We start from the raw sequence: 17,948 nt of genomic DNA, 5'->3' as shown, positions 1-17,948 counted from the left end.
GCGTGGGAATGCATCCTGTGACGCTCCGCGTCACGACTTCAAGAGCAGACGCGGAGCGTCCAGGGCGGCGTTCCCACGCGGAGCGTGGGAACGATCATAGAGAGACCGTGTTCTGCCACTGAGCAACCGTTTCCGCACTGATGCTCACCCCACCACACACAATCACCACCACATCCTCAACCCCGGCAATCGCGGCATGCTCCAAATAAGCCACGGCCAACGAAACCCCACACGCGGGTTCCACCAACTGCCTGAGATCATCGGCATACCGCGCCACGCCCATCATCGCGTCGGCATCGCTCAACACCACGCACTGATGGGCAAACCGGCCGATATGCTCAACCGGCCACGCCGCCACCTGGGTTGCCGCCAACGATTTGGCCACGGTATCGATCTTCGCCAGCCGCACCGGTTTTCCAGCTTCCACTGCGGCCGCAAACGAAGCCGCGCCCGCCGTTTCGCACGCAATCACTTTGCAGTCGAATCGCCCATGGCGTTCCAGCCCGGTCAATACACCCGCGAGCAATCCACCGCCACCCACCGACGTCACGATGGCGCCCACCTGCGGGCAGTCTTCGAGAATCTCGTCGATCATGCTGCTGTGACCTTCCCACAACAACGGGTGATCAAAGGCCGGCACATACAACGCGTCCGGTGCTTCGGCGAGTTGCAGGGCCAGTTCGTTGGATTGATCCCACAGATCACCGTGCACCACCACCTCGGCCCCAGCCTGGCGGATGCGCGCACGGGTGGCTTCGGGGGTGGTGGAGGGCACCACGATTCGCGCCTGCAACCCCAAGCTCCGCGCCGCAAAGGCCGTCGCCAACCCGGCATTACCGCCGGAGGGGCACACCACGGTGGTCTTGCCCTGGCTGGCCGCGTAGGCACACAACGTGGTCATCCCGCGCAACTTGAACGAGCCACAGGGTTGCAGGTTCTCGAGCTTCAGCCAGACCCGCCGGGTAGCGGTGGACAAGCCGGGGTGCAGGATCAACGGGGTGCGGATCGGCAGCATTTCACAACTTCCTTATTGGTTGGGCTGCCATCCTACCTCAGCTTGTGGCTGCCACCAGCGGTTCGGCCGGTGTCTTGCGGCGTGTCACATGGCTGATGCCCATGATGATCAGCGGCGTGAACAGGGCGATGTAAGCGTTGTCGATGCCCCATGGATTACCGGCGAGGAACCAGCCCACGGTGGCCAGCAACGAGGCAATGATGCTCAGGAATGCCCCGGCCGCCGTGCCGAATTTCGGCGCGTAGAACACCATCAACACCAGCACCGCCAGGGAGGCGCGCAACGCCTTGCCGAGGAAGGCGATCATCAGCACCTTGTCCGAGGTCAGCGCCAGAGCGATCGGCAACAGGCCGACGGCGATGGTCGCCAGGCGCACGAAGCGCAGGGACTTGGCGTCGCTTTTTTCCGGGTTGAACCACGGCTCGTAGAAGTCCCGCAACAGCAACGTCGCCGAGCCCATGCTCACCGCTGAAATGGTGCCGAACAGCGAGCCTGCAAGGCCTGCCACCACCAGGCCGGCCGTCAGTTGGTCCATGCTGGCGATCAGGGTGGGGAAGGCTTGCAGGGAATCGACATTGGGGAACAGCACTGCGCTGCACATCCCGATCAATGCCGCGCCGATGCCGAACGGCACCATCAGCACCGCCACGTAGAAACACGCACGCTGGGCCTTGCCTGCATGGCTGACGGTGTTCACCGCCTGAATCACGTATTGGGTGGAGAAGATTGAACCGATACCGGCGATCATCCAGGCGATGATCTGGCCCCAGCCCACGGTGGTCCAGTCAAACATGCTGGCGGGCAATTGCGCTTGCAACTGGCCGATGCCGCCCACCTGCTTCAAGCCAAACCACAGTGCCAGGCCGACGCCCAGGTATTTCAGGGCGGCGTGGACGAAGTTGGTGTAGATCACCGAGCGCATGCCGCCGATGCTCACGTACGCCACCGAGACCACGCCGACGATCACGATCGCCAGGGTCCGGTCCACTTGCATTACGCTGGCTAATACGGCGCCGCCACTGGCGTAGATCGAGACGGCGACGATTTCCAGGGCAAAGATGGTGATGATCGAGGTGGCGAAGCGGGTGCGTTGGCCGTAGTTGCGCGCGAGTACGCCGGAGATGGTGTTGTCGCCCAGGTCCTTGTATTTGCGGGCCAGTAGCCAGGCGAAGAGTACGAAGCCGAGGGCCAGGGCGAACAGGTTCCATGCGGCGGAGATGCCCACCTTGAAACCGGTTTGAGCGGTGCCGATGCTGACCGCGGTGCCGATGAATTCCGAGAGCATCAGGAAGCCGATCAGGAACGCCGGGAAGTGGCCGCCGCCGGTGGTGTAGTTGGTGGCGCTGCGGGAGTGGCGGCGAACGCCGTAGCTGATCAGTGCCAGGCTGAGCATGTACAGGCCGGTGATGGACAGTACGATCCAGGAGGAGTGGGTGGGCATTTTTTATACTCTTTAGGTATTTTTGTAATTGTGGGTAGTTTCCTCTGCTGGTTTTGCTTTCGTCTAATATCGGGTTGGTATGGTTTGATACTCTCTTGGTATGGGTGTATATCCGTTATTTAGGTAACGGCCACCTATGGTTTCGCTCTTACAGCCATCCCTTTCAAGGTCTTGGTTTAAAATCCCCTAACCAATCCAGTCAGGACGACGAAACTATGTGGGAAAAGGTTTTAGAACGGTTTGAAAAACAGGCTCCGGCCAGCGTCATGACCAAGTTGATATTAGAGCAGGCAGTAGATGCCGCTTGGGTTGACAAGGTGTTCGATGATCACCGCCAACGGCAGTACTCACGTGAGCTTTTGTTTTCAACCGTTGTTGAGCTGATGTCCCTTGTTTCATTGGGCTTGAGGCCGTCGTTGCACGCGGCGGCGCGCAAGATGGAGGGCCTTTCGGTCAGTGTTTCGGCACTCTATGACAAGATCAAGCGAACCGAACCCGAGCTGCTTCGCGCCCTCATTTCGGGCAGTGCCGAGCGTTTGATACCAACCGTCGAAACGCTCGGCCATTCATCGATCCTGCCCGGCTGGCAGTTGCGTATTGTGGATGGCAACCACTTGCCGGCCACTGAAAAACGTCTAGGCGCTCTGCGCAATGAGCGCGGCGCAGCGCGCCCAGGATTTTCAGTAGTTGCCTACGATCCGGATCTGGATTTAGTCGTTGATCTTCAGCCGTGGGAAGATGCCTACGCCAGTGAGCGAGTCAGTGTTTTACCGCTGCTGGCCCGCGCATGCGCGGGCCAGTTGTGGATGGCTGACCGGCTCTATTGCACGCTGCCCATCCTGCAAGCCTGCGAGGACACGGGGGCTTCGTTCATCGTTCGCCAACCCAGTAAGCATCCACGCCTGGTCCAGGAAAGTGAGTGGCAAGACTCAGGGACGGTCGATAGCGGAACCGTTCGCGAACAAATCATCGAAGTGAAGGGTGGCCGCCGCTGGCGACGTGTTGAGTTGAGCCTGCAAACGGCGAATGACTCAGGTGATTTGGTGATGTGGTTCTGGAGCAATTTGCCCGACACCATCGGTGCCCGGCAGATAGCCGATTTATACCGTCATCGCTGGAGTATCGAGGGAATGTTTCAGCGCCTTGAGTCGGTACTGGACAGTGAAATTACAGGCCTTGGCAGCCCGAAAGCCGCGCTATTGGGCTTTGCCTCGGCGGTCCTGGCTTACAACGTTTTGTCGGTTCTCAAGCGTAGCGTTGAGCAGGCGCACCGCGAAACGCAGCCAGAGGGTTGGCAGGTTTCGATTTTCCATTTGGCGGTGCATGTTCGCAGTGATTATCAAGGCTTGCAGATCGCATTGCCTGCGGAAAATTTCCCTCTTGAAAAGACTCCGCAAGGGCTGGCAGAGCGATTGCTGGCCCTGGCAAGGATGATCAAACCTAAGTCCGTAGCAAAAAGCCCTCGTGGCCCCAAAGTAGCCAAGCCCAAGGAGTGGCTGGAAGGTAAGGCAGCACGGGCGCATGTCTCAACAGCTAGGGTGCTTAAGGCGGCCAAGTCGGATAAACGTACTTAAACATGGCCTTAAACGGACTTTTAAACGCAGACCTTGAAAGGGATGGCTGTAAGAGCGGAACCATAAGCTGCCGTTACCTAAATAACGGATATGACCCCGATCAAGCTAACGCCCAAGATATCAGCCCACACCCAGTAAGGCCTTCAGGCTATCCACCATGCACACCGCAAAAAGCCAAATTGACGGCCTATCCACTACTGGATATGTTGTCTGAATGAAAAAACACACTCCCGAACAAGCCGCCTTGATCAGCCAACTCGAACAGATTGCCGAAGGCCTGAGCAAAACCTTCAGCCCGTTTTGCGAGGTCGTGCTGCACGACCTGCGCGACCCGCAGCACGCAATCATGGCCATCCACAACAACCTCTCCGGGCGTCAACCGGGTGACCCGGCCACCGAGCTGGGCCTGGCGCGGATCGCCGATCCCGAGTACCCGCAGGTGATCGCCAACTACCAGAACCAGTTCGCCGACGGCCGCCAGGTCAAGAGCACCTCCATCGGCATCAAGGACTCCACCGGCAAGTACGTGGCGGCCTTGTGCATGAACGTCGACCTCTCGCTGTTCCGAGGCCTGCAGGGCATGCTGGAACAGTTCGGCTCGGTCAGCGGCGACCGGCTCGCCGAGTCTCTCGACCCGTCCGGCGCGGATGCCATTCGCGCGCGTATCGACCAGTTCGCCGCACGCCTGGCGACCACCCCACGTGCCCTCAAGGCCGCCGACCGGCGCTTGCTGATGCAAGAGCTGAAAGAGGCGGGTGTGATGGACATTCGACGTGCCATGGAAACGGTCGCCTCGCACCTTGGCGTCTCGCGGGCGGCGGTCTACACCTACGCCAAATGACCTATGCCGAGCGCGCCACGGCTTCGATTTCAATCAGGTAGCCGTGGTGCAATTCCGGCACCGGCACCACCGCGCGGGCAGGGCGGTGCTCCCCCAGCGCGGCGGCATACAAACCGTCAAATTCAGGCCAGTGCTTCACGCCCACCACATACACGGTGACTTTCACCAGGTCTGCGGGTGAGCCGCCTGCCGACTTCAAGATCGCCAGCAGATTGTCCAGGGCCACTTGAGCCTGTTCGGCAAACGAAGCCTCGAAGTTATGACGCCCGTCAGGGCTCACTGGCAATTGCCCGGAGATGTACAGCGTGCCCTGATGACTCACGGCCTGGGCGTAGTGACCGGCAGGCGCCGAGGCTGCGCGAGTGTGGATGATGTTCATTGCGGAGTGCTCAGCAGCGCCGCATACGTTTGGAGATCGACGTTACCGCCAGTCACGATGATGCCCACGCGCTGGCCCCGGTATTGGTCCTTCAGGTTGCGCAAGGCAGCGAGGCCCAAGCAACCGGTGGGCTCCACAACCATTTTCATGCGCTGCATGAAGAACTTCATCGAGGCCACCAATTCGGCATCCGAGACGGTGAGGATGTCGGTGACCTGCTCACGGATGATCGGGAAGGTGTGATGGCCCAGATGCTGGGTCTGGGCGCCATCGGCGATGGTAGCTGGCGTGTCGATGTGCACGATGCTGCCAGTCTGGAAGGAGCGCTGCCCGTCATTCCCGGCTTCGGGCTCGACCCCGTACAACAGGCAATCGGGTGCCAGCGCACGGGTCGCTAACGCCGTGCCGGAGAGCATGCCGCCCCCGCCCAGGCCGACAAACAGCGCATCCAGCGGGCCGGTGAACTCCAGCAACTCCTTCGCGGCAGTGCCCTGGCCGGCCAGCACGTCCGGGTGGTCGTAGGAGGGGATCAGGGTCATGCCGTGTTGCTCGGCCAGAGTGCGACCGATCTGCTCCCGGTCTTCGGTGATGCGGTCGTAAAACACCACGGTCGCGCCGTACTCACGGGTGGCGGCGACCTTGGCGGCCGGGGCGTCTGTTGGCATGACGATGGTTGCCGGCATCTGCAACAACCGTGCGGCCAGCGCGATGCCTTGGGCATGATTGCCCGAGGAAAACGCAACTACGCCAGCCTTGCGCTGCTGCTCATCAAACCGCGATAGCGCATTGAACGCCCCACGAAACTTGAACGAGCCGGTGCGCTGCAGGTTCTCGCACTTGATAAACACCTGGGCGCCGGTCCCGGCATCGAGGGTACGCGAGGTGAACACCGGCGTGCGGTTGGCAAAGCCCTCCAGGCGTTCGGCGGCGTTGATCACGTCTTGGTACGAAGACAGTTGCATGGAAGGGATCTCTCGAATGTCTTGTTGTGGATAAAATATCCATATCTATACAAACTGTAAAGATGCATTTCATGCTAGCGTTTCGGGCTTCTCTGATCTGTAGAGGGCTCGACATTGATTCGACTCACCGATTACATCGCTGACTTTTCCCGTTCGCCGCTGTCACCCTGGGCTGATCTTGCGCCCTGGGAACTGGTCACCCAAGCGCCTGGCATCGTGCGTCAGTTGTTGGCGGGGCTTTCTGATGATGACTATGAGATTCATGATGAGATTGCGGTGCACCGTACTGCTGTTGTGGAGGCGGGCGCTGTTTTAAAAGCCCCGCTGATCATCGGTGCCCACTGTTTTATCGCCGCCGGTGCTTACCTTCGCGGCGGCTGCTGGGTGGATGAATATTGCATCTTCGGGCCTGGTGCAGAGCTCAAGACGTCCTTCGTGTTCAGCGGCAGCAAGCTGGCGCACTTCAACTTTGTCGGCGATTCGGTGCTGGGGCGCGGGGTTAACCTGGAGGCCGGCAGCATCGTCGCCAATTACCGGAACGAGCGTGACGACAAGGAGGTGCAGGTGCGCGTTGACGGGCAGTTGCAGGGTACTGGTTGTGACAAGTTTGGCGCGTTGCTGGGGGATCAGTGTCGGGTGGGTGCCAATGGGGTGTTGGCACCGGGGGCGTTGCTTGCGGCGGGTAGTGTGGTCAGGCGGGGGGAGGTTTTTGATTGTGAGGAGTAAGGGGGGTACATATCCGTTGCTGCGGTAATGGGGCCCGTAGATCAAGATCAAAAGCACGCAGCCTCGCTGGCAGCTCGACAGCTGCTACGGGCGGGGTGGCTCTGCTTTTCTGTGGGAGCTGGCTTGCCTGCGATGCAGACAACTCGGTTTTTCAGATACACCGAGGTGATGCCATCGCAGGCAAGCCAGCTCCCACATTTGACCGTGCCCGCTTTAGCTTTTGATGTAGCTCTTCAACACTCAAGCCGGCCGGTAGGCCGCTGTGCTCTTGCTGTTGATCTTGATCTTAGGCGCCCCGTTAAACCACGCAGGCCGGAGTGAGGGCACACCGAGCATTAGCGAGGTGCCGAGTGGTGGGGCAAGAGCGTTTTGCTTACTTTTGCGCTGTTCAAAAGTGAGCCGCTGTAAGAGCGGAACCAATCTCAGCCATCACCCAAAAAACGGATATGCCCCCCGAAAGCTACTGCAAGTTGACAAACAACCCCCCATCCACCAGTAACGAAGCCCCGGTCACATACCGCGCCATATCCGAAGCAAGAAAAACAATGGGCCCCGCAACATCGTCGGGTTCACCCAGGCGCCCCAGCGGGGTACGCGAAGTCATGTACGCCAGCTTCTCCTCATCCGCCAAATCCTCCTTGTTGATGTCGGTAGCAATCGTCCCCGGCAACACCGAATTACAGCGAATCCCATAAGGCCCCAGCGCAATCGCACAGGACTGCATCAACGAATGCAGCCCGGCCTTGGTCGGCGTGTAGTGCGTCTGCATCCCGCCGCCCACCAACGCACTGATGGAACTGACCGCGATGATCGCGCCACCCTTGCCCTGGTTTTTCATCTGGTTCGCCGCCGCCTGCACGGCGAAGTAGGCGCCGTTGAGGTTGGTGTTGATCGTCTTCAGATACACCTCCCGCGGCATGTCGAGGAACGAGTGGAACGGACAGATCCCGGCGTTGTTGACGAACACATCCACACTCCCGAACGCCTTGAGCGCGCCGGCCACCAGTTTGTCGCCGGTGTCCGGATCAGCCGCATCGCCGCCCACTTCCACCGCCTGGCCACCGAACGCCTTGATCTCCTCAATCAACGAAAGCGCCGCCTCAGTACCCTGGCCGCTACCACTGTGGCCGATGACCACACGGGCACCCTGGCGTGCACATTCCCGGGCGGCGGCGCGGCCGATACCACGGGAGGCGCCAGTAATAATCACGGTTTTGTCTGCAAGTAACATAAGTGGACTCCTGGAAAAAAAGCGGCCTCAGCCGAGATAGTTGCCGTAACCAACCATGGCGATAGCACCGAGAATTACCGCGATACCCGCGACCAATACGCCTTTGTTAGTGGCGCTGGTGCCCTGCCATTCGCGGAAATACAGGCCCCAGCAGTTGGATACGATGATGATGAAAGACATGTGCAACACCCACGAACTGGCGTCGTTCTGCAGGCGGCTTTCGCCCATGCCGTAAAAGAAAAACTGCAGAAACCACAGGGTGCCGGCACACGCCACCAGCAGGTAGTTACCGAGCAGTGGCGTACTGCGGTCGGTGTAGTTGTGGAACGTACGGTTGCGCCAGTTCAGCCACAGGCACCAGAGGCCGTTGGTGGTCAGGCCACCCCACATGATCACCATGAAGGTCACGTTGTTCTGGAACAGGCTGTTGGCGCCGTGCTCCACGGCCGCTGCGGCCAAGGGGCGACCGGCGGAAATGCCGTAGCTGAAGCACGCGCTGAGTACGCCGGAGATCACCGCCACCAGCATGCCCTTGGCCACCGAGAACTCGCTGATGCTGGCAAACTTCACCGCCTCCGGCACTTCACGCTCCTTGATCAACCCGGCCTTGCCACACACCGCGATGCCCACCAGTGAAACCGCTACACCCCACAGCACCCAATGCCCGCCTTGAGACGCGAGCATCGAGGTCAAGGTGCCTTCGGTGGCGTCGGTGAACAGGTCGCGGTACAGCGCCGGCATCAAGGCGCCAAGGGCCGAGGTCAGGCCCAGTACCAGCGACATGCCCAGGGACAGCCCGAGGTAGCGCATGGTCAGGCCGAAGGTCAGCCCGCCGATGCCCCAGAGCACGCCGAACAGGTAGGTCCAGAGCAAGGTGCTGCTGTCGGCCTGGCGCAGGATGTCGGCCCAGCCGGGCACGGTCAGCTGCGCGGCAATCAGCGGCACGATCAGCCATGACACCAGGCCACCGGTGATCCAATAGCTTTCCCACGCCCAGCCACGGACCTTCTTGTAAGGGATGTAGAAACTGCCGGAGGCGAAGCCGCCGATGAAGTGCAGGATCACACCGAAGAGAATGATTTCCACGTAGTCGAATCCTTTTTTATTGTTGTGGTAGCACGCTGTTTCAGCCTGGGGTGAGGCTGAACATCGGGATTAAATCCACGCTGACGGGCGAGGCGTCCGGATGGCTGGGCATGATGTATTGCATGTACTGCCACCACCGTTGCATCAGCGCGGTGCTCGGCAACGCGTCGAGGCCGTGCTGGTCTTCGTGGGTCATCACGGCGAACAAGGCGTTGTTGGCCTCGTCGAGGAAGATCCGGTAGTCCAGCATCCCGGCATCACGCAGGGCCTGGGCCAGTTCGGGCCAGATCTCGTCATGACGTCGACGGTACTCGGCGTGCTGGCCGGGGTTGAGGTTCATGCGAAAGGCTCGGGTCTGCATGACTGGCCTCCGTGGGGTGGCGTGGGGCTGTAGATGCGCACCGCGTTGTGCAGGAAGAACTTGCCCTGTACGTCCTCGGGTTTGCCCGCCATGCAGGCTTTCACCAGGTCCAAGGTGGTGGCGAAACTGGCCAGATGATCGCTGTTGGGCCAGTCGCTGCCGTAGAAGCAACGGTCTTCGCCAAAGGCTTCCCACAGCACGGCCAGGCGGTCGTTGTAGAACGCCGGGTCAAGGATTAGACCCTGCGGGCCGACCTGGGGGATTTCCGCCAGTTTGGCAAACACATTCGGCCGCTCTGCCAGGCGCATCAGGTCGGCGTGATACGCGGATTCTTCGCCGGCGGGCACGCTGGCATTGGGCAGGTGATCGACGATGATGCGCAGCTCGGGCAAGGCGTCGCTCAGGTGCAGCAGCCCTTTGATCAGGCGCGGATTGGGGTTGGCGCTGTCCAGGCCACGCCCGCATTTGGCAAGCCGGCGCAGGCCATCGATGAAGCCGGGGCGCGTCTGGTCTTCGAGCAAGTCGCGGTCCCACAGGTTGCCGTAACGCAAGCCGAGGAACAGGGGTTCCTGGGCCAAGGCCTCAAGGTCTGCCGCAAAGTCACCATGCAGCGGGTCAAGGTTGCCGACGAAACCGAGCATGCGTGGGTCGCTGCGAAGGGTCTCCAGCAACCAGCGGTTGTCGTCGCGCCATGGGCTGGCTTCCACGGCAATGGCGCCGATCACGTTATGTTCGCCTGCCAGCCCCCAATAGTCCGCCGGCAAATGCGCGGCATACAGCGCGTTGCCCGGCTCGGGCCAGGGAATGCCCTGGGGGCGGCGCGGGTCGAACAGGTGCAAATGGCTGTCGATGATCGGCCCGCTGTAAGGGGTAAGAGGCATAGCGCAATCCTTCGGAACAATGGATAGGGAAGGGCCCGCACGCTACCGCGCCAGGGCCCGTTGCACCACCTCAGCCCTGCAGGTACACCGCATGGGTATGGGTGTACTCATACAGGCCGTGCTTGCCGTCGGCGCCGCCGATTCCGGATTTGCGCACGCCGGCATGGAAGCCTTGCATCGCCTCGAAGTTCTCGCGGTTGATGTAGGTTTCGCCAAACGACAATTCGCGCACCGCCTTCATCGCCTTGCCCAGGTCGCGGGTGTAGATCGAGGAGGTCAGGCCGTAGTCGCAGTCGTTGGCCATGGCGATCGCCTCATCCAGGTCGTCGACAATCTGGATCGGCAGCACCGGGCCAAAAATTTCTTCGCGCATGATTTCCATGGCGGCGTGGCAACCGGCCAATACCGTCGGCTGGAAGTGAAAGCCCTGGCCCAGATCGGCGATCTGCCCACCGGTGACCAGCGATGCACCCTGGCTCAAGGCGGTGCGTACCTTGCGATTGACGCTGTCCAGTCCTTGGCGGTTGATCAGTGGGCCCATCTCCACATCGGCCTGGGCGATGGGGTCGCCGTAGCGGGTGGCGGCCATCGCGGCGCTGATGCGCTCGATAAACTGGTCGGCGACTTTGCGCTCCACGTACACCCGTTCGGCGCAGTTGCACACCTGGCCGCTGTTGATGATCCGCGAGGCGCGAATGGCGTTTACCGCGAGGTCCAGGTCGGCATCGGCGAGGACAATGGCCGGTGCCTTGCCGCCCAGTTCCAGGTTGAGCTTGGTGATATTCGGTGCCGCAGCAGCCATGATCCGCGAGCCGGTGGCGACGCTGCCGGTGAAGCTGATCATGTCCACGCCCTTATGGGCGGTGAGGGCGCCACCGACGCGGCCATCGCCGCACACCACATTGAATACCCCGGCCGGCAGGTCCGTCTCGGCCACCAATTTGGCGAACTCGAAGCAGTTGTTCGGCGTTTCTTCGCTGGGTTTGATCACGATGGTGTTGCCGGTCAGCAACGCCGGGGCCATCTTGCGGGCGATCAAAAAGAACGGGAAATTCCACGGCAGGATACCGGCCACCACCCCCAGGGGTTTGCGGAACAGGAAGATGTTTTCGTTGTGGCGGTCACTGGTGATGATCTCGCCTTCAATGCGGCGCGCCCACTCGGCCATGTAGTCGAGGTAGTCGGCGGTGAAGTTGACTTCCACTTCCGCCAGGCCGCTGACCTTGCCTTGCTCCAGGGTAATGGTGCGCGCCAGGTGACCGACGTTTTCCCGCAGCTTGGCGGCGATGCGGCGCAAGTGCCCGGCGCGTTCGATCGCCGGCTTGCGCGCCCAGTCTTTCTGCGCATGGCGGGCAGCGGCCAGGGCCTGGTCGACGTCTTCGGCGGTGGCCGCCGGGACCTTCGACAGCAGGACGCCGGTGGCCGGGTTCAACACATCCAGGTGGGCATCGCTCGGGGTAAAGCGGCCATTGATGAAGTTCTGGTAGACCGGTACGGATGACATGCTTGGCTCCTCAGTAAGTACGTGACGGCGCCTTGGCGTCGGCGGCGGGGCGGTAGCGGGCCAGGGTCGCCATGGCACCCTGGCGCAGCAGGCTGATGTCGATGGCCACCGCAATGAACTGGCAGCCCCAGGCTTGATAACGGCGAGCATCGTCTTCGTTGGGCGCAAGAATGCCGCAGGCCTTGCCGGCCGCCAGCGTGGCGTTGACCGCGTGCTGGATGCGTTCCTGCACCTCGGGGTGCCCGGGATTGCCGGCGTGACCGAGGCCGATGGACAGGTCGGCGGGGCCGATAAATACAGCGTCCACGCCTTCCACCGCCGCAATCGCCGCGACGTTTTCAACGCCCAGGCGCGACTCCACCTGCACGATCAGGCACAGCTGTTCATGGGCAGTATTGAGGTAGTCGGCCACGCCGTCCCAGCGGGTGGCGCGGGTCAGGCCGCCGCCAACGCCACGAATACCGTGAGGCGGGTAACGCATCGCACGCACCAGGGCCTGGGCTTGCTCGGCGGTTTCGACCATCGGGATCATCAGCGTTTGCGCGCCGACGTCCAGCAGTTGCTTGATCAGGTTGGCGTCGCTGCTCACCGCACGCACCACCGGCGCAGTGGCGTAGGGCGCCACGGCCTGGAGCTGGTTGAGCACGCTGGGCACGGTGTTGGGGGCGTGTTCGCCGTCAATCAGCATCCAGTCGTAACCGGTGCTGGCGACGATTTCGGCGGCGTAAGCGGTGGCGAAGCCGGCCCAGATCCCGTATTGCGCAGCGTCTTTACGCAGCGCAGCCTTGAAAGCGTTGTGGGGCATGTTCATGGCAGGAGTCCTCAGCGGTTATACGGACGATGCAGTTGGCAATCGGGGTTGAGGTCCACGCCAAACCCGGGTTTGTCGAGCACCGACAGGCGCATGCGGCCATTCACCGGCACGGGTTCACCGAGCAGTTGCGGGTGGAACATCGGCACCACCTCATCGGCCTTGGGCGCCATCATCAGGAATTCGGCGAACGGGCTGTTATGGCGGGTCGCAACAAAGTGGTAGCTGTAGACCGACGAGCCGTGAGGCACCACCAGCGCGTTATGGGCATCGGCCAGTGCCGAGATTTTCACCAGCTCGGTGAGGCCGCCGCACCAGCCCACATCCGGCTGGATAATGTCGCAGCACCCCATCTCCAGCAGCATGCGAAAGCCCCAGCGGGTGGCTTCGTGTTCGCCGGTGGTGACCAACATACCTTTGGGCACGTTGTTGCGCAGCGCGGCATAGCCCCAGTAGTCGTCGGGCGACAGCGCTTCTTCGATCCATTTCAGGCCGTATTCATGGGCGCCGATCGCCAGTTTGGTGGCGTAGTTCAGGTCCAGGCTCATCCAGCAATCGAGCATCAGCCAGAAGTCCGGGCCGACCCGTTCGCGCATGGTCGCCAGTTCCTCGAGGTTTTTGCGCAAGCCTTCTTCGCCTTCCGACGGGCTGTAGTGCAAGGGCATCTTGCCGCCGATAAAGCCCATCTTCTGTGCGAGGTCGGGGCGGGCGCCGGTGGCGTAGAACTGCAATTCGTCACGCACCGCGCCGCCGAGCAACTGGTGCACCGGCTCCTGGCGGATCTTGCCGAGCAGGTCCCACAGCGCCAGGTCGACACCGGAGATCGTGTTGATCACCAGGCCCTTGCGGCCGTAGTACAGGGTGGACTGGTACATCTGGTCCCAGATTTTCTCGATATCGGTGACGCGGGCGCCTTCCAGGAAGCGCGCCAGGTGCTTCTCGACGATATACGCGGCGGGCTCGCCACCGGTGGTCACGGCGAACCCGACGGTGCCGTCGCTGGCTTCGATTTCCACCACGAGTGTGCCGAGTACGTTGATCCCGAAACTGCGGCGGCTCTGGCGGTACTCGGGGTATTTGCTCATGGGGGTACTGATGTGATCGTCGATCCAGTGGCCGTCTGCCTGGTCGTGGTAGTCCGCGCCGCCGCCGCGCAGCACAAAGGCGCGGACGTGCTTGATAGTGAGGTTGCCCATGGTGTGACTCCTTGATTAAACAGTGGCCGGCGTGTTCGTCGCTTTTTGGCCTGGGGAATGGATACCGAGTACCAGCAACGCTGCGAGTACGGTGGTGGCGGACAGCAGGTAAAGGCCGGCCGCAGGGGAGTGAAAGGCGGTTTCTGCCCAGTTCTTCAGCACCGGGGCAATAAACCCGCCGAGGGCGCCGAAGGAGTTGATCAGGGCGATGCTGGCCGCCGCTGCGCTGCCGGCCAGGTAGCTGGACGGGAAGGTCCAGAACACCGGTTGTACAGCGATAAAACCCGAGGCGGCAAAACACAGGGCGAGCATGCCCAGCAGCGGGTTGGCGAAGGTCACTGAGCAGGCGATCCCGGCGGCGGCCATCAACAGGGTCAGGGATGCGGTTTTGCGGCGCTCGCCGGTGCGGTCGGAGTAGCCGGGAATCCACCACGCGGCGAACAGTGCGCAGACCCAGGGAATCGCCGAGACCAGGCCCACCATCAAGCCGACCTTGGTCCCCAGCAGCCCGCCGACTTGGGTTGGCAAGTAGAACACCACGCCGTAGACGCTGGCCTGGATCAGCAGGTATACCAGGCACAGGTACAGCACGCTGGGCTGACACAGCACTGTGAGCAGGCTGCGGCCGTGGGAGGTTTTGTGTTGATCTTCGTGGTCCAGCAAATCCTGGATCTGGCGGCGCTCTGCAACGCTCAGCCATTTGGCATCGGCGGGGCGGTTGTCCAGGTACCAGTAGGCCCAAATGCCAACCGCGGTGGCCATCAGGCCTTCCACCGCAAACAGCCATTGCCAGCCATGCAGCCCGGAGAACCCGTCCAGCTCCAGCAACAGGCCGGACAGCGGGCTGCCGAAGATGAAGGCCAAGGGCGCGCCAAAGTAGAAGAAGCCCATGGCCTTGCCGCGCACGGCGGAGGGGAACCAGTAGGTGAGGTAGAGAATCACCCCGGGGAAAAACCCGGCCTCGGCCACGCCCAGCAGAAAGCGCAACACGTAGAAGCTGGTTTCGTTGTGGGCAAACATCATGGCGGCGGACACCAGGCCCCAACTGACCATGATCCGGCACATCCACAGGCGGGCACCGACGCGATGCATGATCAGGTTGCTCGGCACTTCCAGCAGCGCATAGCCGACAAAAAACACCCCGGCGCCAAAGGCGAAGGCGGCGTCACTGAGGCCGGTGTCGGCCTGGAAGGCTTGTTTGGCGAATCCGACGTTGGCGCGGTCGAGGAAGGCCATGATGTACATCAACAGCAGGAAGGGCAGCAGCCGCCAGGAAATTTTGGCGAGCAGAGGTGCGGGCAGGGTCTTCATTGTTCAGTCCGGTGTTTTGTTCTTATGGGAAGGACTGTACGGCGCTCAATCCATGCGCTACAAATCGAATCTCGCTTACAACTGATAACCTCAGGGTATCGATAACAAGGATAAAAATGAGTAGTCCGTTGATCTCCCGCAGCCTGTTCAACCGCCTGCGCTACAAGCATCTGCACATGCTGGTGGCCTTGAGTTCCAGCCAGAACCTGCACCGTGCGTCCCAAAGCCTGAACATGTCGCAGCCGGCGGCGACGCGCATGTTGCGCGAGATCGAGGACATGTTTGCCTGTGACCTGTTCGAGCGCCTGCCCCGGGGCATGCGCCCGACTGCGCTGGGCAAGGAACTGATCCGCTTTGCCGAGTCGGCGCTGAGTGGTCTCGACCGTTGCGCCGAAGACCTGATGGCACGTCAACAGGGCGGCTATGGCTACTTGTCGATTGGCACCATCATGGGCGCGGCCCCGGACCTGGTGATGGACTCCATCGCCCAGATCAAGACACTCAATCCCCAACTGCGCATTCGCATCATGGGCGACACCAGCGACCAGGTGATCCAGTTGCTGGAACAAGGCCGCATCGACTTGGCCATCGCGCGGCGCAATGCCGCCACCGACAGCGAGCATTACACCTTCGAACCCTTGGGCAACGAGCGTTTGTTGGTGGTGGTGCACGCCGGCCATCCCCTGGCCCAGCGTGATGACCTGGCGTTGACGGAGCTGGTCAGCGACTGGCCGTGGATCCTGCAACCGGAAACCAGCCCGGCGCGCATCGGCTTCGACGAAGCGCTGCAACGCCTTGCGTTACCGCAGCCGGCAGACATCATCGAATGCAGCTCGGTGTATTCCATGCAGCAACTGATTCAACTGACCGACGCAATTATGGTGCTCTCGGAAAGCGCCCTGCGGGATTACCTGAAAATGGGCCTGGTGGTCGCACTGCCGGTGGCGCTGGAGGTGCAGCTCGCGCCGTTCGGCATGCTGCTGCGCCGGGGTGACCCGGTGAGTCGCGAGCTAGGGATGTTTATCGAAATGCTCAGGCAAAAGGCGGCGATGCTTTAAACATCCTGTGCAAAAGAACGTGGTATGCCGGCGGGATATTAAATAGAATGAATCTCATTTGAGACTGACTCGCGCCGCGCAGGTTACTTGCCATGAATGAAGCTGTATTGCCGACGCACCTCGCTGAACCGACGCTTCACAGCTTGTACCGTGACCATCGCAGTTGGCTGGAAAGCTGGTTGCGACGCCGCCTGGGCAACGCCTGGGATGCCGCAGACCTGAGCCAGGACACGTTCCTGCGGGTGCTGGCCAGCGCCCAGCCGATTGCGCAATTGCAGGAACCCCGGGCCTATCTGGTGACCGTGGGCAAGCGCTTGCTGGTGAATTTTCACCAGCGGCGCAGCTTGGAGCAGGCGTATCTCGATGCGTTGATGCAGTTGCCGGAGGCTTGCGTGCCGTCGCCGGAGCAGCGCTGGCTGCTGTTGGAAACCCTGCAAGCCCTGGATGAGCTGCTCGACGGTTTGCCACCGGTGGTGCGTCGCGCGTTTCTCTGGAGCCAGCTGGAAGGGCTGGGCTACCGCGAGATCGCCGAGCGGCTCAAGGTGTCCGAGCGTACGGTCAAGCGCTACATGGCCCAGGCCTATGAGCATTGCCTGCTGGTGGAACTGTGAGCCGTACTGCGCCGGATCTGGCTCGTGCGGCGGCGCACTGGCTGGCGTTGCTGGAATCCGGTACCGCCACCGAGCGTGATCATGCCGGCCTGCAGCAGTGGCGTGACAGCCATCCTCAACACGAACAGATCTGGCAAAAAGCCCAGTTACTGCGCCAGCGTTTTACCGACTTGCCTCCAGCATTGGCCATGGCCAGCCTCGATCGCCCGCAACCGGGGCGGCGTGCGGTGCTCAAGCGTGCGTTGGGCGTGGCGGCGTTGGTGCCGGCTGCGTGGTTGCTTAGCCGGCAATTGCCGATCGATGCATGGCGCGCCGACTTGCACACCGCCACCGGCGAACGTAAGCGGGTGACGCTGGCGGATGGCAGCAGCCTGCAACTCAATACCGCGAGTGCGGTGGATGTGGATGCGGCCCGGCGCCGTGTGACGCTGGTGGAAGGGGAGATGGCGTTGACGGTGCCGGGGGGTGGTGCGCTGACGGTGCAGACGCGTTATGGCCAGGTGATCGTCAGCCAGGCTGAAGTGTGTGTGCGGCAGCTGTCATCCGGGTGTTTGGTCTCGGTGCTCAAGGGCGTAGTGCAGGTGCAGGACCTGCGTGGGCAGATGGCGACATTGCAAGGTGGGCAGCAGGCTCGGTTGCAGGCGTCGGGGATGGGCGCTGCGGTGGGGTTTAATGCGTTGCAATTGGGTTGGCGCGACGGTGTGCTGACTGCGCAGAACCAGCTGTTGGGTGATTTTTTGCGGGAGTTGGAGCGGTATCGGCCAGGGGTGATGCGTTGGGACTCGAGCCTGGAGACGTTGCGGGTGACTGGGAGCTTTCAGTTGGCGGATACGGATCGCATTCTTGCGTTGCTGGCGTCGACGATGGCGCTGGAGGTGCAGTTTCGTACGCGGTATTGGGTGACGTTGACGCCGCGTAAATCGGCTGCTTGATGCGATCCTTGTGGGAGCGGGCTTGCTC

At 61.7% G+C, this 17,948-nt stretch carries 18 protein-coding genes; 6 read left to right on the top strand and 12 right to left on the bottom strand.

Annotation, left to right across the window (positions count from 1 at the left end; translation table 11 throughout):
• Positions 1 to 94 precede the first annotated feature (94 nt).
• Together BLU46_RS00650 and BLU46_RS00645 are read right to left on the bottom strand one after the other, a co-directional pair.
• Positions 95 to 1,015, bottom strand: coding sequence for a pyridoxal-phosphate dependent enzyme (locus BLU46_RS00650; RefSeq protein ID WP_063029956.1), 921 nt, complete (start codon positions 1,013 to 1,015; stop codon positions 95 to 97).
• A 37-nt stretch (positions 1,016 to 1,052) separates the two neighbouring features.
• Positions 1,053 to 2,456 carry a sodium:solute symporter family protein gene (locus BLU46_RS00645; protein WP_093197216.1) on the bottom strand — a complete coding sequence of 468 codons (1,404 nt, stop codon included), beginning with the start codon at positions 2,454 to 2,456 and terminating at the stop codon, positions 1,053 to 1,055.
• 266 nt (positions 2,457 to 2,722) lie between these two features.
• On the opposite strand from BLU46_RS00645, the gene BLU46_RS00640 reads away from it, so the two are divergent.
• Positions 2,723 to 4,030, top strand: coding sequence for an IS4 family transposase (locus BLU46_RS00640; RefSeq protein WP_081253266.1), 1,308 nt, complete (start codon positions 2,723 to 2,725; stop codon positions 4,028 to 4,030).
• Positions 4,031 to 4,244: 214 nt separating this feature from the next.
• The gene (locus BLU46_RS00635; protein ID WP_093197212.1) at positions 4,245 to 4,871 is read left to right on the top strand and encodes a helix-turn-helix transcriptional regulator; all 627 of its coding nucleotides are present in this window, start codon (positions 4,245 to 4,247) and stop codon (positions 4,869 to 4,871) included.
• A gap of 1 nt (position 4,872) precedes the next feature.
• Here BLU46_RS00635 and BLU46_RS00630 read toward each other — a convergent pair whose 3' ends face one another.
• Positions 4,873 to 5,250 carry a RidA family protein gene (locus BLU46_RS00630; protein WP_093197208.1) on the bottom strand — a complete coding sequence of 126 codons (378 nt, stop codon included), beginning with the start codon at positions 5,248 to 5,250 and terminating at the stop codon, positions 4,873 to 4,875.
• The gene (locus BLU46_RS00625) at positions 5,247 to 6,212 is read right to left on the bottom strand and encodes a threo-3-hydroxy-L-aspartate ammonia-lyase (RefSeq protein WP_093197204.1); all 966 of its coding nucleotides are present in this window, start codon (positions 6,210 to 6,212) and stop codon (positions 5,247 to 5,249) included. Before BLU46_RS00625 ends, BLU46_RS00630 begins: the two co-directional genes overlap by 4 nt.
• A gap of 114 nt (positions 6,213 to 6,326) precedes the next feature.
• Between BLU46_RS00625 and BLU46_RS00620 the strand changes: the two genes are divergently transcribed.
• On the top strand, positions 6,327 to 6,938 hold the full coding sequence (locus tag BLU46_RS00620; RefSeq protein ID WP_063029968.1) for an LbetaH domain-containing protein: 612 nt from the start codon (positions 6,327 to 6,329) through the stop codon (positions 6,936 to 6,938).
• Between the two features lie 460 nt (positions 6,939 to 7,398).
• Here BLU46_RS00620 and BLU46_RS00610 read toward each other — a convergent pair whose 3' ends face one another.
• The 8 genes from BLU46_RS00610 to BLU46_RS00575 form a co-directional block, all read right to left on the bottom strand.
• Positions 7,399 to 8,169, bottom strand: coding sequence for an SDR family NAD(P)-dependent oxidoreductase (locus tag BLU46_RS00610; RefSeq protein ID WP_063029970.1), 771 nt, complete (start codon positions 8,167 to 8,169; stop codon positions 7,399 to 7,401).
• 27 nt (positions 8,170 to 8,196) lie between these two features.
• The gene (gene rhaT / locus BLU46_RS00605) at positions 8,197 to 9,255 is read right to left on the bottom strand and encodes an L-rhamnose/proton symporter RhaT (protein WP_063029971.1); all 1,059 of its coding nucleotides are present in this window, start codon (positions 9,253 to 9,255) and stop codon (positions 8,197 to 8,199) included.
• A gap of 40 nt (positions 9,256 to 9,295) precedes the next feature.
• The gene (gene rhaM, locus BLU46_RS00600) at positions 9,296 to 9,616 is read right to left on the bottom strand and encodes an L-rhamnose mutarotase (protein ID WP_093197200.1); all 321 of its coding nucleotides are present in this window, start codon (positions 9,614 to 9,616) and stop codon (positions 9,296 to 9,298) included.
• Positions 9,592 to 10,497, bottom strand: coding sequence for an amidohydrolase family protein (locus BLU46_RS00595; protein WP_093197197.1), 906 nt, complete (start codon positions 10,495 to 10,497; stop codon positions 9,592 to 9,594). Before BLU46_RS00595 ends, rhaM begins: the two co-directional genes overlap by 25 nt.
• A 70-nt stretch (positions 10,498 to 10,567) precedes the next feature.
• The gene (aldA, locus tag BLU46_RS00590) at positions 10,568 to 12,001 is read right to left on the bottom strand and encodes an aldehyde dehydrogenase (RefSeq protein ID WP_093197192.1); all 1,434 of its coding nucleotides are present in this window, start codon (positions 11,999 to 12,001) and stop codon (positions 10,568 to 10,570) included.
• A 10-nt stretch (positions 12,002 to 12,011) separates the two neighbouring features.
• A complete protein-coding gene (locus BLU46_RS00585) occupies positions 12,012 to 12,812 on the bottom strand; it encodes an aldolase/citrate lyase family protein (protein WP_093197188.1) in 801 nt (266 codons plus the stop codon).
• An 11-nt stretch (positions 12,813 to 12,823) separates the two neighbouring features.
• Complete coding sequence (gene rhmD, locus BLU46_RS00580) at positions 12,824 to 14,008, bottom strand: L-rhamnonate dehydratase (RefSeq protein WP_063029975.1); 1,185 nt, start codon at positions 14,006 to 14,008, stop codon at positions 12,824 to 12,826.
• 15 nt (positions 14,009 to 14,023) lie between these two features.
• The gene (locus BLU46_RS00575; RefSeq protein ID WP_063029977.1) at positions 14,024 to 15,319 is read right to left on the bottom strand and encodes an MFS transporter; all 1,296 of its coding nucleotides are present in this window, start codon (positions 15,317 to 15,319) and stop codon (positions 14,024 to 14,026) included.
• Positions 15,320 to 15,435: 116 nt separating this feature from the next.
• Here BLU46_RS00575 and BLU46_RS00570 point away from each other — a divergent pair, with 116 nt between their 5' ends.
• The 3 genes from BLU46_RS00570 to BLU46_RS00560 all read left to right on the top strand — a co-directional run bounded on the left by BLU46_RS00570 (position 15,436) and on the right by BLU46_RS00560 (position 17,920).
• Positions 15,436 to 16,377, top strand: a complete 942-nt coding sequence (locus BLU46_RS00570) for a LysR family transcriptional regulator (protein WP_093197183.1) — start codon at positions 15,436 to 15,438, stop codon at positions 16,375 to 16,377.
• Between the two features lie 92 nt (positions 16,378 to 16,469).
• Positions 16,470 to 16,988, top strand: a complete 519-nt coding sequence (locus BLU46_RS00565) for a sigma-70 family RNA polymerase sigma factor (RefSeq protein ID WP_093197179.1) — start codon at positions 16,470 to 16,472, stop codon at positions 16,986 to 16,988.
• On the top strand, positions 16,985 to 17,920 hold the full coding sequence (locus tag BLU46_RS00560; protein WP_093197175.1) for a FecR domain-containing protein: 936 nt from the start codon (positions 16,985 to 16,987) through the stop codon (positions 17,918 to 17,920). The genes BLU46_RS00565 and BLU46_RS00560 overlap by 4 nt, the downstream gene beginning before the upstream one ends.
• Positions 17,921 to 17,948 lie beyond the last annotated feature (28 nt).

It is taken from the genome of Pseudomonas yamanorum (assembly GCF_900105735.1).
Taxonomy (GTDB): Bacteria; Pseudomonadota; Gammaproteobacteria; order Pseudomonadales; family Pseudomonadaceae; genus Aquipseudomonas; species Aquipseudomonas yamanorum.
The sequence above is the reverse complement of the archived record's forward strand: the minus strand, read 5'-3'. Positions and strand labels throughout refer to the sequence as shown.

Excerpts from the sequence above, each read along its gene's own strand:
- rhaM (WP_093197200.1), bottom strand. The coding sequence starts at position 9,616 with ATGCAGACCCGAGCCTTTCGCATGAACCTCAACCCCGGCCAGCACGCC.
- BLU46_RS00570 (WP_093197183.1), top strand. The coding sequence starts at position 15,436 with ATGAGTAGTCCGTTGATCTCCCGCAGCCTGTTCAACCGCCTGCGCTAC.
- BLU46_RS00565 (WP_093197179.1), top strand. The coding sequence starts at position 16,470 with ATGAATGAAGCTGTATTGCCGACGCACCTCGCTGAACCGACGCTTCAC.
- BLU46_RS00585 (WP_093197188.1), bottom strand. The coding sequence starts at position 12,812 with ATGAACATGCCCCACAACGCTTTCAAGGCTGCGCTGCGTAAAGACGCT.
- BLU46_RS00650 (WP_063029956.1), bottom strand. The coding sequence starts at position 1,015 with ATGCTGCCGATCCGCACCCCGTTGATCCTGCACCCCGGCTTGTCCACC.
- BLU46_RS00640 (WP_081253266.1), top strand. The coding sequence starts at position 2,723 with ATGACCAAGTTGATATTAGAGCAGGCAGTAGATGCCGCTTGGGTTGAC.
- rhmD (WP_063029975.1), bottom strand. The coding sequence starts at position 14,008 with ATGGGCAACCTCACTATCAAGCACGTCCGCGCCTTTGTGCTGCGCGGC.
- BLU46_RS00635 (WP_093197212.1), top strand. The coding sequence starts at position 4,245 with ATGAAAAAACACACTCCCGAACAAGCCGCCTTGATCAGCCAACTCGAA.
- BLU46_RS00645 (WP_093197216.1), bottom strand. The coding sequence starts at position 2,456 with ATGCCCACCCACTCCTCCTGGATCGTACTGTCCATCACCGGCCTGTAC.
- aldA (WP_093197192.1), bottom strand. The coding sequence starts at position 12,001 with ATGTCATCCGTACCGGTCTACCAGAACTTCATCAATGGCCGCTTTACC.
- BLU46_RS00625 (WP_093197204.1), bottom strand. The coding sequence starts at position 6,212 with ATGCAACTGTCTTCGTACCAAGACGTGATCAACGCCGCCGAACGCCTG.
- BLU46_RS00575 (WP_063029977.1), bottom strand. The coding sequence starts at position 15,319 with ATGAAGACCCTGCCCGCACCTCTGCTCGCCAAAATTTCCTGGCGGCTG.
- BLU46_RS00610 (WP_063029970.1), bottom strand. The coding sequence starts at position 8,169 with ATGTTACTTGCAGACAAAACCGTGATTATTACTGGCGCCTCCCGTGGT.
- BLU46_RS00595 (WP_093197197.1), bottom strand. The coding sequence starts at position 10,497 with ATGCCTCTTACCCCTTACAGCGGGCCGATCATCGACAGCCATTTGCAC.
- BLU46_RS00630 (WP_093197208.1), bottom strand. The coding sequence starts at position 5,250 with ATGAACATCATCCACACTCGCGCAGCCTCGGCGCCTGCCGGTCACTAC.